The sequence below is a fragment of the Phreatobacter sp. GW821-FHT04C01 genome, assembly GCF_059420385.1.
On sequence record NZ_JBWKTP010000024.1, the window covers coordinates 1 to 15016 of the forward strand.

The 15016-nt window shown below is 67.9% G+C and carries 16 protein-coding genes; 9 read left to right on the forward strand and 7 right to left on the reverse strand.

Annotation, left to right across the window (positions count from 1 at the left end; translation table 11 throughout):
* Positions 1-418 precede the first annotated feature (418 nt).
* Positions 419-883 (forward strand): cupin domain-containing protein, encoded by a 465-nt coding sequence (locus AC07WJ_RS37010; protein WP_494939741.1) that lies wholly within the window; start codon positions 419-421, stop codon positions 881-883.
* A 55-nt stretch (positions 884-938) separates the two neighbouring features.
* Here the strand turns inward: AC07WJ_RS37010 and AC07WJ_RS37015 are convergent, their stop codons facing one another.
* The gene (locus AC07WJ_RS37015) at positions 939-1271 is read right to left on the reverse strand and encodes a hypothetical protein (protein WP_494939742.1); all 333 of its coding nucleotides are present in this window, start codon (positions 1269-1271) and stop codon (positions 939-941) included.
* A gap of 387 nt (positions 1272-1658) precedes the next feature.
* Here AC07WJ_RS37015 and AC07WJ_RS37020 point away from each other — a divergent pair, with 387 nt between their 5' ends.
* Positions 1659-2027 (forward strand): hypothetical protein, encoded by a 369-nt coding sequence (locus tag AC07WJ_RS37020; RefSeq protein WP_494939743.1) that lies wholly within the window; start codon positions 1659-1661, stop codon positions 2025-2027.
* On the opposite strand, the gene AC07WJ_RS37025 is transcribed toward AC07WJ_RS37020, so the two are convergent.
* Entirely contained in the window at positions 2006-4051 is a 2046-nt protein-coding gene (locus AC07WJ_RS37025; RefSeq protein WP_494939744.1) for an HWE histidine kinase domain-containing protein, read from the reverse strand. The two genes, AC07WJ_RS37020 and AC07WJ_RS37025, sit on opposite strands and share 22 nt — an antisense overlap.
* Before the next feature lie 294 nt (positions 4052-4345).
* On the opposite strand from AC07WJ_RS37025, the gene AC07WJ_RS37030 reads away from it, so the two are divergent.
* A complete protein-coding gene (locus tag AC07WJ_RS37030) occupies positions 4346-4879 on the forward strand; it encodes a P-loop nucleotide/nucleoside kinase family protein (protein ID WP_494939745.1) in 534 nt (177 codons plus the stop codon).
* Between the two features lie 202 nt (positions 4880-5081).
* A complete protein-coding gene (locus AC07WJ_RS37035) occupies positions 5082-6455 on the forward strand; it encodes an FAD-containing oxidoreductase (protein ID WP_494939746.1) in 1374 nt (457 codons plus the stop codon).
* 10 nt (positions 6456-6465) lie between these two features.
* Here AC07WJ_RS37035 and AC07WJ_RS37040 read toward each other — a convergent pair whose 3' ends face one another.
* On the reverse strand, positions 6466-6717 hold the full coding sequence (locus AC07WJ_RS37040) for a hypothetical protein (RefSeq protein ID WP_494939747.1): 252 nt from the start codon (positions 6715-6717) through the stop codon (positions 6466-6468).
* A gap of 514 nt (positions 6718-7231) precedes the next feature.
* On the opposite strand from AC07WJ_RS37040, the gene AC07WJ_RS37045 reads away from it, so the two are divergent.
* Positions 7232-7675, forward strand: coding sequence for a hypothetical protein (locus tag AC07WJ_RS37045; RefSeq protein ID WP_494939748.1), 444 nt, complete (start codon positions 7232-7234; stop codon positions 7673-7675).
* A gap of 52 nt (positions 7676-7727) precedes the next feature.
* Here the strand turns inward: AC07WJ_RS37045 and AC07WJ_RS37050 are convergent, their stop codons facing one another.
* From AC07WJ_RS37050 to AC07WJ_RS37060, 3 genes are all read right to left on the reverse strand, one after another.
* Complete coding sequence (locus AC07WJ_RS37050) at positions 7728-7979, reverse strand: hypothetical protein (RefSeq protein ID WP_494939749.1); 252 nt, start codon at positions 7977-7979, stop codon at positions 7728-7730.
* Between the two features lie 181 nt (positions 7980-8160).
* On the reverse strand, positions 8161-9639 hold the full coding sequence (locus AC07WJ_RS37055) for a metal-dependent hydrolase family protein (protein WP_494939750.1): 1479 nt from the start codon (positions 9637-9639) through the stop codon (positions 8161-8163).
* A gap of 173 nt (positions 9640-9812) precedes the next feature.
* Positions 9813-11039, reverse strand: a complete 1227-nt coding sequence (locus tag AC07WJ_RS37060; RefSeq protein ID WP_494939751.1) for a DUF2252 family protein — start codon at positions 11037-11039, stop codon at positions 9813-9815.
* A 222-nt stretch (positions 11040-11261) separates the two neighbouring features.
* On the opposite strand from AC07WJ_RS37060, the gene AC07WJ_RS37065 reads away from it, so the two are divergent.
* The 3 genes from AC07WJ_RS37065 (at position 11262) to AC07WJ_RS37075 (ending at position 13532) form a co-directional block, all read left to right on the forward strand.
* Complete coding sequence (locus AC07WJ_RS37065) at positions 11262-11735, forward strand: carboxymuconolactone decarboxylase family protein (protein ID WP_494939755.1); 474 nt, start codon at positions 11262-11264, stop codon at positions 11733-11735.
* 2 nt (positions 11736-11737) lie between these two features.
* The gene (locus AC07WJ_RS37070) at positions 11738-12646 is read left to right on the forward strand and encodes a sigma-70 family RNA polymerase sigma factor (RefSeq protein ID WP_494939752.1); all 909 of its coding nucleotides are present in this window, start codon (positions 11738-11740) and stop codon (positions 12644-12646) included.
* Positions 12647-12875: 229 nt separating this feature from the next.
* The gene (locus AC07WJ_RS37075) at positions 12876-13532 is read left to right on the forward strand and encodes an outer membrane protein (protein WP_494939753.1); all 657 of its coding nucleotides are present in this window, start codon (positions 12876-12878) and stop codon (positions 13530-13532) included.
* A 12-nt stretch (positions 13533-13544) separates the two neighbouring features.
* Here AC07WJ_RS37075 and AC07WJ_RS37080 read toward each other — a convergent pair whose 3' ends face one another.
* On the reverse strand, positions 13545-14024 hold the full coding sequence (locus tag AC07WJ_RS37080; RefSeq protein ID WP_494939756.1) for a YccF domain-containing protein: 480 nt from the start codon (positions 14022-14024) through the stop codon (positions 13545-13547).
* A 289-nt stretch (positions 14025-14313) separates the two neighbouring features.
* Between AC07WJ_RS37080 and AC07WJ_RS37085 the strand changes: the two genes are divergently transcribed.
* A complete protein-coding gene (locus tag AC07WJ_RS37085; protein WP_494939754.1) occupies positions 14314-14553 on the forward strand; it encodes a hypothetical protein in 240 nt (79 codons plus the stop codon).
* The last annotated feature ends 463 nt before the right edge of the window (positions 14554-15016 follow it).

The following is a 15016-nucleotide window of genomic DNA, read 5'->3' on the forward strand; positions in this document are numbered from 1 at the left end:
CACAGTCACAAACCACCATGATTGAACCGTCTCGGATGTCTCCGAACACCTGTCTCGGATGTCTCCCGTCTATACACGGGGAGAGGTCGGCCGCATAGCGAGTGCGAACGCATCTCGCGTTCGCTCGATGCTATGAGGCGCCGGGTGAAGATTCGAAGAGGGCTGGTCATCATTTAAGGGCGGAATGCACGGCGCGGGCGGGCGCAGCCACCCTCACCCGGGTCCTCCGGCCCCCTCTCCCACGCAGACGCGGGCGAGGGTGGCGCGCTTGCCGCATCATGCCCCATTCGCCACTCGCTACTCGCTACTCGCTGTTGCAAACGCGTTTACCAAACCCCTGAAATGCCGCGTCTCCCGCCGGATGTCCTAATCCCGGGCTAACCTTTCCGCGGTTTCATGGCCGGCAACGGAGGCCATCATGAACCCGACCAGCCCGATCGTCAGCGCCGCCATCGACAGTGTCGCGCTTCTGCCGGCACCGATCACGCCGGCCTGGGTGATCGACGGCGATCCGGTGGCGCGCGCCGCCGAATTGTCCCGTTCGTCCGACGGCACCGCGGTCAGCCTGGTCTGGGATTGCACGGCCGGCACGTTCGACTGGCATTTCGGCGTCGACGAGACTGTCCACATCCTGGAAGGCGAGGTCGAGGTCAGTGCCGAGGGCGCCGCTCCGCGTGTGCTGAGAGCCGGCGATGTCGCGTTGTTCCGCTCGGGCGTGACGGCGCGCTGGCACGTGCCGCGCTATGTCAGGAAGCTCGCTTTCTGCCGCCACGCTCTGCCGCAGCCCGTGGGTTTCGCGTTACGCGCCTTCAACAGGCTGAAAGGCCTGCTGCGCGGCACGCCGGCCGGCATGCCCGGCGCATCCGTCGCCAGCGCCGGTTGAGCGCGAGGCGGCGGCGCCGGATCACGCGAGGCAAATGCAGCCAGGGCAATAGGCGCTAGCGTGAGCCGGCACAGCGATGCACCATGTCCTCGTAGAAATAGCGGGCGAAATCGCGCACTTCGAGCGTGACCCGGCTGCCGCGGCCAACGGTTTTCACCTCGACCCGTGCGACGATCAGGCCAGTCTGGTCGATCGAGGCGATCTCGCGCCCGCCGGGAATGTCGACAGCCCTCACCCGCTCGAGCCGGGTGCCGAACAATCCGGCAATACAGGCCGCCTCGTCCTGCATGGAACGGGCGGAATTGACCACCGTCGGCGGCGCCATGGCGGTGGAGCAACCGGCAAGCAACATCGAGAGACTGAAGACGGAAATGATGGACAGACGCATGGGAGTTCGACGCAATCCAGGCCAATGAGGTCCGAGGCGCCACGATGTTAGCATAGATTCGCCCGAGGCTTCCTCCCCCAACCGACAGCCGCCCCACGATCGGAGCCTTATGTCGCAGCCGGCCGCCGGCCCGCGCGTGACGCGCCTGCCGCGCGAGGATCGAAACCGCCACGGTGAAGTTCCGACGCCATGGAACTTTATCCCGCCGTGCAGGGTTGAAGCCTCGAAGCGGTTTCCCGCCCTTCCCGCCTGGACCTCCAAAGGCCCGTTCCGTGCCCGGAACGGGCCGCTTTTTTTTCCGGGCCGGCAATTCCGGGGCAGGCGCCGGCCCGCATTCCCGCCCCCGCAACCGCCGTGACGTCATGATCACGACGGAATCCGGGCGGCTTGGGCGCCAAGGCCGGATTTTCGCAGCAAAACCACCGGGATCGGGCCATCCCGCCCGCCTTTCGATCGCCGCTTTCCGGTTGCCTGCTCAAGGTTGTGGAGCAACCCATGAAACCACAGGCCGAACGACAGGCCAAAGGCTTGAGTGTCGCCGAGACCGCGGCCCTGATCATGCTGGCTGAGCATGCCGGCACGCCCGGGCAGGCGCTGGTGGAACGGCTGATCGCGCTTGGCCTCGCCGCGGAAACCTTCGGCGGCCCGGCGCTGACCGCCGACGGCCGCACGCTTTACGAACAGTTGGAAGCGACACCGCATCACCCGCGCCGCAGCAGGCCCGGCCGCCCCGCTCAGTCCCCGGAGGAGGACTGAATCTCGGCCAGCCCGGCGCTGGCGGTCCAGGTCACGCCGTCCACCGAGAAATCGAGCTCGACCGCGCCCGACGGCACGCCGAAACCGAGGCGGATCAGCCGCGAGCCGAAGCCTCGCGACGATGGCGGGGCGACCCGCGGGCCGCCGGTCTCGCGCCAGGTCATGGTCAGCTGGCGAGCCTCGCCCGCGCCCGCGATGTCCCAGCGCAGCATCACCCGCCCCGCGTCATTGGACAAGGCGCCATATTTCAGCGCGTTGGTGCCCAATTCGTGCAGGGTCAGCGCGAGCGTCAGCGCCGCGCGCGGGCCGAGCACGAGGTCGGGGCCGGCCATGTCGAAGCGCACGCCGGTGTCGTCATGCAGCCGGATGGCGCGTTCGATCAGCGGCCTGAGGCCAGTGCTGGACCAGTTGGAATGGATCAGCACGTCATGGGCGGCCGACAGCGCCTGCATGCGGGCGGCGAAGGCCCTGCCCGCCTCCTCCACCGAATTGGCGTTGCGCAGGGTCTGCGAACCGATCGCCTGCACCATCGCCATGGTGTTCTTCACCCGGTGCGTCAGCTCCTGCATCAGCAGGCGCTGCTGCTCCTCGGCCTTGCGCCGGTCGGTGACATCGAAACAGGCGCCGAGCACGCTGGTCGGCCGGCCCTCGGCATCGCGCAGCACATCGCCGCGGCGCGCCAACCAGCGTATCTCATCGCCGTGCATGACGCGGAATTCGACATAGTCACCGGCATTCTCGATCGGCCCGTCGCGACGGGCCAGCAGCATATGCTTGTCGCCGGGATGGACATGGGTCGAAAAGACGTCGCCGGGCAGCGCCGCCTGCGGCTCGATGCCCCAGAGCCGGCAAAACTCCTCGGAGGGGTAGACAACGTTGCTGTCGATCGCCCATTCGAAAGTGCCCACCTCGGCGAAATTCTGCGCCACCCTCAGGCGCCGCTCGCTCGCCGCCAGCCGTTCCTCGGCCGCCTTGATGCCGGTGACGTCGCGCGACACCGCGAGCAGCTTCTGCGGCCGGCCGTCCTCGCCGATGATCGGGGTCACCGCCACGTCCCACCATTTCGGCGCGCCCTTGGCGGTCGGACTGAAGCCCTGGAAACGGCTGACCCCGCCGGCAGCGGCGATGCGAATGGCGCGCCGCGCCTCATTGTCCTCGCCGTCGTCGCGGCCGCCGCTCCACAGGACCGGCCATGAGCAGCCGGCGACATCGGCCAGGTCGTCGATTTCCATGACGCCGAGACCACCGGAATTCATCAGTTCCAGCGTGCCGTCCAGGCTCAGCACCTTGATGCAGTCGGTGCTGGAATCCAGGATGCTCTGAAGGAAGGCCGAGGTCTCCGCGAGCTCCATATTGGTCTCGCGCAGCGCCACGTTGGTGCGGTGCGCGCTGACCTTCTTCTCCAGCCGGTCGCGCAGCTTCAAGGCCAGCACCAGCTGCACGGCGAGCTGCTCCATGACGCGCGCATCCTCGGCGTCGAACTGCCTGGCGACGTCGTGGTGAACCACCCAGAGCGTGCCGAGCGGCAGGCCGCCGGTGTCGTAGAGCGGCACCACCAGGCCTTCCATCAAGGGCTGCTCGGCGGCGTTGAAATAGTCGAACACCTCGAAGGGGCGGCTGACCAGGATGGTGCGCCCGGCATCGAGGCAGAGGCCGCACGGGCTGAAATGGCGCGGCGTTGTGCCGCCGACATGGTCCTTCAGCACGCCGGCTATGGCTTCCCAGTAGAACTCCTGCTCGCCCGCCTCGTTTTCGTCCAGCAGGCTCAGGCCAGCCGAACCGGCCCGGCAGAGCTCGACCGCCAGCTCCATGAACCGGTTGATCGCCCGGTTCGGATTGCGGGCGATGAGGTCGGACAATTCGCGAAAGGCCTCGGCCTCGGCCTGAAGGTTGACCGGTTTGCACGGCCGGCGGCGCAATTCTTCGGTGATCACCAGATCCGCCGGCTGGCGCCCGGTGCTCTCGGGATCCGCGCGGGCGTCGTCCAGGGTCGCGGCGGATCGGGGCGAGGTCGTGGCGGCCATGAAACCTCATGCGGAGCGAATGAAGCACCGACTATAAGGGCGTTTCCCTGAAGCGGCACCCGCTTTGTTTCATTCAGCCTCATGCGCACCGGCTTCGCCGTTGGCGAAGGCCCGTCCCCTGCACCGGGCGGTTCCAAGGCCCGGCGCCTTCGTGCTAAGCTTCATGCATGGCTCCGAACCTGCCTACGACGCAAATTAGCACCCCCGCCTGAAACACCGGGCCGGTCGCCGTCGTGTTTTTTTGGGGCATCCGCGTCCAGGCGGTGCCCGTCATGCGCTTTGTTCGGAACCGCCATGTCCCCTTCCAAGCCCGTATTGCACATGGTCTGCGGCAAGATCGCGGCGGGCAAATCCACGCTCACCGCCAGGCTCGCAGCCGAGCCCAAAACCGTGCTGATCAGCGAAGATCATTGGCTCGCCCGGCTCTACGGCGACGAGATCAGGACCATCGCCGACTACGTCCGCTCGGCCGGCCGGCTGCGCGCGGCCATGGGACCGCATATCGAGGCGCTCTTGAAGGCGGGCGTCTCGGTGGCGCTCGACTTCCCGGCCAACACGCTCGCCAATCGGCAATGGATGCGCGGGCTGTTCGAGCGGGCAGGCGCCGACCACTGCCTGTACTTCCTCGATGTGCCGAGCATGGTCTGCAAAGACCGCCTGAGAGCACGCAACGCCGCGGGCACCCATGATTTCGCCGCGAGCGACGCCGAGTTCGACGTCATGACCAGCCATTTCGTGGCACTGTCAGCCGAGGAGGGCTTCAAGGTGACGGTCTATCGCGAACCGCGATCCTGGTCACCAAGGGCTCCTCAACAGGGGCGGTCGTGACGGACCGGGCGGCCGAGCGCCGGCCTGGTATCTCCCTCGTCTCGATCAGTCCCAAGACCGGCCATGACGAGCGGGATCGCCATGACGGGTCACACCGGGGGCCGCACCGTTCCCGCCCCGGCTTCCACCCGGCCGCCCGACGCTCTAGACTTGCCCCACGTCACGACACGGGGCGACCACGGGCTCCGGCACGGGGGCTTCGATGCCTGACTTCGACGCCATCATCATCGGAGCCGGCCAGGCCGGGCCGGCATTGGCGCTGCGCCTGGGCAAGGCCGGCCGCAAGGTCGCCATCGTCGAGCGCGACCTGGTCGGCGGCACCTGCGTCAATACCGGCTGCACCCCGACCAAGACGCTGATCGCCAGCGCCCATGCCGCCCACATGGCGCGCCGCGCCGGCGACTATGGCGTGGCCATCGATGGTCCGGTCACCGTCGACATGAAGCGTGTCATGGCGCGCAAGGAGCAAGTGGTGCTGCACAGCCGGCACGGGCTGAAGGCCGCGCTGGAGGCGGAGCCGAACGTGACGCTCTGTCGCGGCCACGCCCGCTTCCTGTCGCCCGAAGCGGTGCGGGTCGGGACCGAGACGCTGGCGGCCGCGCAGGTCTTCATCAATGTCGGCGGCCGCGCGGCGACGCCGCCGATAGCGGGCCTTGCCGGCATCGACTACCTGACCAATTCCTCGTTGATGGATCTGGCCATCCTGCCCCGTCACCTGGTGATCGTCGGCGGCAGCTATATCGGGCTGGAATTCGCCCAGATGTATCGCCGCTTCGGCAGCGGCGTGACCATCGTCGAAACCGGAGCGCGGCTGATCCAGCGCGAGGACGAGGACGTGTCGGATGCGATCCGCGCCATCCTCGAGGCCGAGGGCGTCAAGATCCGCCTCAATGCCGCATGCATCGCGGTGGAAAAGCACGGCAGCGGTGTCGCGGTAAGGCTTGATTGCGGCGACGGCCCGCCCGAGATCGAAGGCTCGCATCTGCTGCTGGCGGTCGGACGGCGTCCAAACACCGACGACCTCGGCCTGGAGGCCGCTGGCGTGGCCACCGATACGCGCGGCTATGTCGTCGTCGACGATCAGCTCGCCACCAATGTGCCCGGCATTTTCGCGTTGGGCGACTGCAACGGCAAAGGCGCCTTCACCCACACCGCCTATAACGACTACGAAATCGTCGCCGCCAACCTGCTGGACGGCGGCCAGCGCCGGGTCGGCGACCGGATCGACACCTATGCGCTCTATATCGACCCGCCGCTCGGCCGGGCCGGCATGACGGTGGAGCAGGCGCGAAAAGCCGGCCGGCGCGTGCTGGTGGGAACCCGGCCGATGACCCGGGTGGCGCGCGCCGTCGAGAAGGGCGAGACGCAGGGTTTCATGAAGATCGTCGTCGACGCCGAGACCGAGGCGATCCTCGGCGCCGCCATTCTCGGTCCCGGCGGCGACGAGGTGGTGCATGGCATTCTCGACATGATGATCGCCAATGCGCCGGCGAGCCTCATGGCGCGGGCCATGCACATCCATCCGACGGTGTCGGAACTGGTGCCGACCTTGCTCGGCGACTTGAAAGCGGTGTGAGTATCAGGCCTCAGCCATCGGCGCCGGGCGATCCGACCAGGACGGGACCGGCGGCACGCCGCGCGCCGGCCTTGGCCGGTCTCGGCGCCTTCTGGATCTGCTCGGGCTGAAACAGCTGGATGACACGGTGGCCCTTGGGGCCCCAGGCGCAATAGACGACGGTCCGCTTCGAACCGCTGGCGCGAATGCTGACGATATCCATGGTGCGTCCGTCGGCCTTGGCCAAAACGCGGTCACCGATCACGAATGCTGGTCCTGGCATGCCCGGCGCTCCCTGGGTTCACGCTCCAATTCCCGGCATTGCTGCATGGCGGCGGCGGTCCGGCCTCCGTCCGCGAGCAAGCTAGTCGAGCTCGCCTGAGCGTTGCATGTCGTACGACATCATATGTCCGTGAATGGCGCGTGATCAGCCCGCTTCTCCCATCGGTTCCAGTCGCGATGGTTGCGCTTCCGCCGGCCTGCCTCCGGGCGACGCTTGCGGCAAAGCCGCCACCGGCCAAGGATCGCCCGGCAGTGCAGCTTGTAGAACACTCCAGCCTGGCCCGCTCCCATACCGGAGCGGGCTTTTTCTCGGGCGCCCGTCGCTTGCCGGTCGCTGCCTCAAATTTCCGCTCTCGGCCCGGCGCGATTGGGCTTATTATGGGGGCGGCCGGATCGAAGCTCCGGCGGCCCCGACAAAGTTTGCGCCGTCTCCGACCGGCTCGCGGTATCCGACCGATACCGTGATCTTGCGCCTCGATGCCCGTTCATCGGGAAGATGCCAAGCGGAGATCGCCATGAAGCACGAGAGCCTGGTTGAGATCAGTCGCAGAGCCGATGTCGTCCCCCTCGATACCATCAAGCTGACGTCCCGCCGCGAGCGCCTGCTGCGCTGGGCCGCCGTGCTGGAACAGCATGAGGGGCGGGTCAAGCCGTTCGAAAGAATGGAATACATATCCCGGCACGCATGCCGGAACCTGCGCGACGAGGAGACGCCGGTGGCGCTCGCCTTCGCCGACCCGGTGCTGCGCGCCGCAGGATTGAAGAGCGACAGGCTCGGCGACGCCATGACCTTCTTCGGACTGAGCTATGGGCAGACGCATCGCCTGCTGTGCGACTGCCACTATCAGGGCACCATGACCGGGCGCAGCGTCGCCGCCCATCTGCGCGCGGTCGCCGATGGCGGCATCGTCCGCAGGATCTGGGACTGGAGCGTGGCACGCGTGGCCATGGCCAGGTGACGGCCGCAGTGCCGCGACAAAAGGCCGGTGGCTCGTCGACGCCACCGGCCGGTCAGTTCCACGGCGAGGGCGAACCATAAGAGCTCGGCACCTCCTGGCGATCGATCAGCATGCGGTCGCGCGCAGAGACCGCCGGGCGACGCCAGCCGCCATGGCTCCAGCGCTCGGGCCGCCGCCAATAACGGCGCCGGCGCGGCGAGCGCTCGTCGTTGCGATAACCCGGATATTGCGCCGCGGCGGGTGCGGAGAGCCCGAGCGTCGCCAGCCCGGCAAGGCCTGCAAGAAAGATCCGACGATCAAGCATGAACTGCTCCTGGGTTCGGCCGGACAATGGTTCGCCAGGTCCGGCGAACGGCGCCATTGCTCATGGAGAACGTGGGATCGGCGCGGCGGTTCCGCCAGGACGCGCATAGCCCGGCCGCGGCCGACCCGGCCTAAGGATTATGGGCGGGCCCTTACACGCGACGCGGCGCAGAAGGGGGGGCCTATTTCGCGGCGGCCAGGCCCAACGCATCCTTGTGAATCCGGCCATCCTTCATGATGAGAAGGAGATTCCTGGCGGGATCCTGCATCAGCGCGATGTTCTCGAGCGGATTGCCGTCGACCAGCAAGAGATCGGCGAAGGCTCCGGTTTCGATCACGCCCAGCTTGCCCGGATAGGGATCGCGCGGGCCCGACAGGCGGAGCAGTTCGGCATTGGTGGCGGTCGCCATGGTCAGCGCTTCCGACGCCGTGTACCAGCGCGCCAAATGGGTCAGCATGGTGCCCTGCCGCCGCGCCAGAACGCTCGAAAACAGCAGATCCGAGCCGAAGGCGGTCTTGATTCCATGTTTCTTGACCAGCGCGTAGGTGCTGTCCGTGCCGGCGAAGACCTGCAGCTGCCGCGTCCGGCTCGGGCCCGTCAGGGGCACGGAATCGGCATCGCTGAGGAAGGGTTGCATGCTCAGCCATATGCCCTTCTCGGCGATCAGGCCGGCCGTCGCGTCGTCCATCAGGTGACCATGCTCGATGCACCTTGCGCCCGCCGCGATCGCGCGCTGGACGGTGAGCGGCGTATAGGCGTGGACCGTGGCATAGGTACCCCAGTCTTCCGCCGCTTCGACCGCCGCGCGCAATTCCGGCGCGGTCAAGGTCGCGGCATCCAGCGGGCTGCGCGGCGACGAGACCCCGCCGCTGCCGACCAGCTTGATCTGCGAGGCGCCCTGCAGCAGCTGCTCGCGCACGCGCATCCGCAGTTGCTCCGGACTGTCGACCATGATGCTGCCGCCGATCTGCTCGATGCGGCTGAGCATGCCGCCCGCCCGCGGTAGGTCGGCCAGGTCGCGCAGGTCGCCATGGCCGGCGGTGGCGGTGATCATGGCACCGCACGGATAGATGCGCGGGCCGGAGATGAGCCCCTCGTCGATCGCAGCCTTCAGCGCGAAGGCCGGCCCGCCGAGATCCCGGATCGTGGTGAAACCGCGCAGCAGCGTGCGCTCGGCTTCGGCGCTGGCGGCCAGATGGACATAAGCGACATCCGCGCTCGCCAGAACCTGCGGCGGCAGGGCCGCGAGCAGGGAGTGCCAGTGCGCGTCGATCAGCCCCGGCATCAGAACCCTGCCGCCGCAGTCGATCACCCGCGCGCCGTCGGGCGCCGCCGGGTTGCCCTCCGCGACCGCCTTGATCGTGTTGCCCTCGACCAGCAAGCCGAGCCCCTGGCGCAGGCTGCCGGACTTGCCGTCGAACAGCCGGAAATTGACGAACAGCAGGGGCCGCGACGGTTGCGCGGGCACGGGCGCCGATTGCGCGCTGGCGAAGTTGGGCAGGCCGAGCGCCGCCACCGACGCGGCCATGCCCGCGACAAAACCGCGGCGGGAGAGATCGGCACCGATCCGGCGCGTCAGGGATCGGATTTCCGGCCTGTGGCAGAGGCAGCCGAGATGATCGGCGGCAGCCAGCGTCTCAACCGGGGTACACGAGAACATGGCCGATCTCCCATGCATTGCGATTGCAAAGGCGCCGGATCTCAAGAGCGATGGGCCGTGGCCGCGCGCGCCGGCGTGCCGCTCGCAACCGCTCCCGCCGCAACATCGGTCGTTCGGGCCGGCGGAGCCATCAGGGTGTTTGCCCATGGCATTCAGGACAAACCCTGGCCGGCTCAGGCCGGCGGGTGGCGTGCCGTCATGCCGCGCGCGACCGGCCGCGCCGCGGGCCCGAGGGCAAATCGGCGGCAATGTTCCAGATAGGCCGCCTCGTGGTCGGCAACCAGGGCCACGACGCTGGACCACAGCCAGGACGGCGCATCCAGCCTTCCCATTCGCGCCCGGGCGAGCTCGGCGCGCCAGGACCGGCGCGTCGCGGCGTCCATCTGGGCCCCGTGCGCCCGGCCGACAATGCCTGCGAGATAGGCGGCGAGCCGCATCGCCTCTTTCGGGGTCAGCTGTTCAACCTCGATCTTGAGGTCCTGCGGCATGAGTTCGCGCAGCACCACGCCGGTGCCGGCGAGCCGGGCGGCCACCATCCGATGCCCGAGATTGGGCGCCAGCACTTCGGCGCCCCGCACCACGCGCGCGGCGTTGTCGCGCGGCATCGAGATCCCGGCGAGTCGCGGCGCCACAGCCGTGGTGGCCTCCTTGACGTCGACCAGGCACAGGCGCGGGTCGTCGCCGACGCGCAGCAGCACCGCATAACGCAGCCGGCCGAGCGAGCTGCACCCCTTCACCCAATAGGCCGCGTCGACCATCTCGATGGGATCGCCGGAATCGCGGCTCTTCAGCGCGGTCACCATGGCGCGCACCGGTTCCTCGCCGAACAGCCCGACGAGGCCCGCCCGCTCCTGCGCCGCGAGGCTCCAGAACCGCTTGCCGCGCGGCAGGCTGGGCTTGGTATCCTCCAGGCGTTCCCTGGCCAGGTTCCGCCAGCGGCGATGCACCGATTGCGCCAAGATCTTCTGGATCCGGCGCGAGCGATGGCTCTTGTCGTGCTCGGCCGCGAAATCGCCGGCCAGGGCCTCGTCGTAACCGGTGACCAGGTGCTCGAGCATGCGCGCGGTGGTCACCCCCGGCAGGTCCGATCCGCGCGCCGCGCAGGCGAGCGACAGGCCGAGCCGGATCAGATCCAGGGCGGGGTTGCCGATGACGGCCTGGTCAAGGTCGCGGATCTCAACGGCCACACGGCCCTTGGCATCGGCCACCGGACCGAGATTGCCCAGATGGCAATCGCCGCAGATCCAGACCGCAGGCCCGTCCGGAACCTGGCCGGGGCTCGCCGCGAGCCATTGGTAGAACTTGCCGGTATTGCCCCGGACATAGGCATGGGGCGAGCGCGCCATCTTGCGGTTGCGGATCTCGGCAAGCGTGGCTGCGCGTCGGCCCGGGCTGGTCATGTCGGAAGCCCTCTCGAGAATTCGCACGGAATTCGCTTGCCGGCTGGCACAGGCGACAACGCCGGGCCGCCCGACCGGTTCCGCTCGCCGCCGCCAAGCGCCGGCGCGCCGCGCAGTGGTGTCGGTTCGAAACTTTTTTTCGGTGGGCCATGTCACATGGGGCCGCCCCACCTCGTCTTGGCATCGGACGCTTGGTGAAGCGCCTTAACTGGAGACGACATGATGAAGCCCCGCCTCAACCTGTTTGCCGCGGCCCCCGGCCCGATGCAGACCCTGCTCGATTTCAGCACCCGGATCAGCCAGTGCAGCCTGGAGAAGAGCCTCCTGGAACTGGTCAAGATGCGCGCCTCGCAGATCAATGGCTGCGCCCATTGCATCAACATGCATGCCAAGGAAGCCTTGAAGGCCGGCGAGACGCCGATCCGGCTCCTGCTGCTCGACGCGTTCCGGGAATCGCCGCTCTATACGGCGCGCGAGCGGGCGGCGCTGGTCTGGGCCGAAGCGCTGACGCGGATTGCCGACGGTCGTCCCTCGGACGAGGATTACCAGCTGCTGCAGGCCGAATTCTCGGCCGAGGAACAGGTCGAGCTCACCATGATGATCGTCACCACCAATGCCTGGAACCGCTTCGCCGTCGGTTTCGGCGTGGTCCATCCGGTCGACAAGGCTGACCGGCCGGCCGTGCAGGCAGCCTGACGATGGCGAGGGAGGCAGGGCCGGACGAGGCAAGGGCCGGCGCGGACGCAGCGGCTTTCGACCGGATGCGGCCACGGCTGGTGCGCATCGCCTATCGCATGCTCGGCTCCGTCGCCGAGGCCGAGGACGTGGTGCAGGACGCCTATCTGCGCTGGCACCGGACGGACCGGGCGGCCGTGGCCAATGCGGAAGCCTTCCTCACCCGCACGGTTACCCGGCTCTGCCTCGACCAGCTGAAATCGGCCAGGACCCGACGCGAGACCTATATCGGACCCTGGCTGCCCGAACCGATCTTCGAGGCCGAAGCGGAGACCGGCGACGCCGACGACCTGACGCTGACCTTGATGCTGGCGCTCGAACGGCTGTCGCCGCTCGAGCGGGCGGCTTTCCTGCTGCACGACGTGTTCGGCCAGGATTTCGACACGGTGGCGGCGGCGATCGACCGGGATCCGGCCGCCTGCCGGCAACTGGCCACGCGCGCCCGCGGCCACGTGCGGGCGGCGCGGCCGCGCTTTCCGGTGTCGCGCGACCGGGGCCTCGAAATCGCCGACGCGTTCTTTTCGGCCTCGCGCTCGGGCGACGTGACGGCCTTGCAGAGCCTGCTCGCCGCCGATGTGGTGGCGCAGGCCGACGGCGGCGGCAAGCGCCCGGCGGCGGGCCGGCCGATCCTCGGCAGCCGCGCGGTCGCCCGGCTGTTCGCCGGCTTCGCCCGCAAGCCCGGCTACCAACCGCCGCAGATATTGGCGCGCGGCCTGATCGACGGCCTGCCCGGCATCGTCTCGCTGCAGGCCGGCGTGCTGCAGACCACCTGCTTCGCCATCGAGGACGACCGGATCGTGGCGGTCTACGTCACCCGCAATCCGGACAAGCTGCAAAGGATCGGAGCGATGGTGGGGGCGAGCGGGGAATAGCGAGTGGCGCGTGGAGATGAAGCTGATCGCGCCGTGTGCGCAAGCCCCCGCCCGCCTGTGGGCGAGGGTCTACGCGCTCTTTGGGAAGCCCTTGACGCGCGAACGTCCGAACGCATCGCCACATTTTGGCCTTACTTTATTGTAAAACGGTAATTCAATATCGCTTCACAATAATTAATGGGTCGAATCCATGGACGGGATCGCAATATCCCTGGCGCCGGCTGATAGCATGAGGTGGCGCTGCCGAACAGCAGGCTTCACCACCCCCGCCCTGCTCCTCACCATCGCCGTGCTCACCCTCGTTTTTCTCGCCGCCCCGGCCGTCCGCGCCCAGACGCGCGAACAGCCGCGCGCCTTCAGCTGGACCGGCCCCTATGTCGGCCTGCACGGTGGCTATGCCAGCAACGGCAATGCCGAACGGGTCAAGATCGACGGCGGGCTCATGGCCGGCCTGCAGGCGGGCTACAACTTGCAGGTCCAGGGCAGCGCCATGAGCGTAGTGTTCGGCGCCGAGATCGAGGCGAGCTATCTCTGGCACCAGGCTTCCCGCCCGGGGCCACCCGCCGGCATGATCGTGCCGCAATGGTACGGCGCGGCGAAGCTGCGTTACGGCTTGGTGTTCAACCGGCTGCTTCCCTTCGCCACCGCCGGCCTCGCCCTGGTGCGCCGGGAGAGCATCGGCGGCGACCTCGGCGACAGCAGGTGGCAGGCCGGCTATCTGTTCGGGGCGGGTCTGGAATATGCGCTGACCGACACGATCTCGATCAGGGCCGAGTATAATTACCTGATGCTCGGCAAGGTGATGGGCGCCTATCCCCTGGAATTCCTGCAGACCCGCAATTTCTCGACCGAAAACGTCAAGCTCGGCCTCAACCTGCATTTCTGATGCCCGTCCGCCCTAACGCCAGCGCAGCGCCGCGAGCGTGCTCGCCGCATTGCGTTCGCGGGCGAGATTGGCGACGTCGGTCGCGACGATGCGCTTGCCCAGCGGGAACACCGAGGCCTGGGCGAGCTTCAGATGGGCCCAGCCGAAGGGAATGCCGACGATCGTGACGAAACAGGCGATGGCCGCAAGGATGTGCACCAGCATCAGCGAGAAGCCGAGCGGCACGAACCAGATGATATTGCCGATCAGGCGCAGCGGCCCCATGGCGCCCTGGCTTTCGCCCGACAATTCGTGCCGGGAGATGACCTCGCGGCCGAAGGGAAAAAAGGTGTAATTGCCCAGCCGGAAGCAGGCAAAGGCCCAGGGCAGGCCAATGATGGTGATCGCCGCGATCAGGCCGGCGAGGTACCACATCACGCCAGCAATCAGGCCGCCGAGCAGAAACCACAGGACATTGCCTGCAAAGCGAAGCACGTGCATCGAATCTCCGATCCCGGATCCGCGATCCGGCGCGGCGGGGTGTAGCCCGCCGCCGGCCGTTCGGCCAATGCCGATTGCCGGCTGCAACACCCGGCGCGTCGACCTGACCACAACGGCCCACCTTCAGATGGTGCGATGCGGCAAGTTCCACCAGGGCAGCGGCCGTGGCCGGGTGATCGATTTTGCGCGAAACTTGGCGCGGATCGTGGTATGGTCACGCCATCGCCGGACAGGACAGCCTGGGCTCCGGCGGCTGCGAGACGGTCCGTGCTCCCGCCCCCGAAACCGAGGGAGTGCAGGCATGCCCGTGAAGGCGACGACACCGCCGTCGGCCGAGGAGTTTTCCGCCGAGGAGCTGCGGCTGATGGGCGCGGTGTTCCGCCGTTGCTGTGATCAGTTGCGCATTCCCATGGCCGATGTGGTCTTGCGGTCCAGCATCGCCGCCGCCATCGTCAGGTCCGGCCTTGCCGGCGCCCGCACGGTGCAGCCGCTGTTTTCGGCGGGCCTGTCGGCTGCCCGGCGCGACAGGCCGGCGGCCTGAAGCAGAGGCGCAAGGCCGGGGCCATGGCGCCCCGCCGGGCGCCAAGCAACCATCAACAAGAAGGGCGGCCCAACGCCCGGTCGACAAGGTCGAAGGGAGGCCAAGATGCGCAGCCTGGATTTCGCCTATGTTTCTACCTTGATGGTGATCGGCTTCATCATGGCGATCGCCATCGGCTCGATGATGCCGACGATCTTCTGAACGGCATCGACGCGTCCGCGACCGGCAAGGACGGCGCCGGTTTTAAGTGGACGGCGCGGAGAAGCGCCGGCAATTCCCAGCCGAATCAGCGTCTTGCGCGGCTCGGCGAAGGCTCTGATTCAGCGTGAACATCCACATCCTTCGCCCTGCGTGACCGCGGCTTGACGCGCGTGACCCCTCTCCCGCGAAGACGTCTACGGCATGCACATATCTCTGGAGAGGAAGTGCGGCGGATTGACTCGGGTGTGCGGCGGGGCTGGCC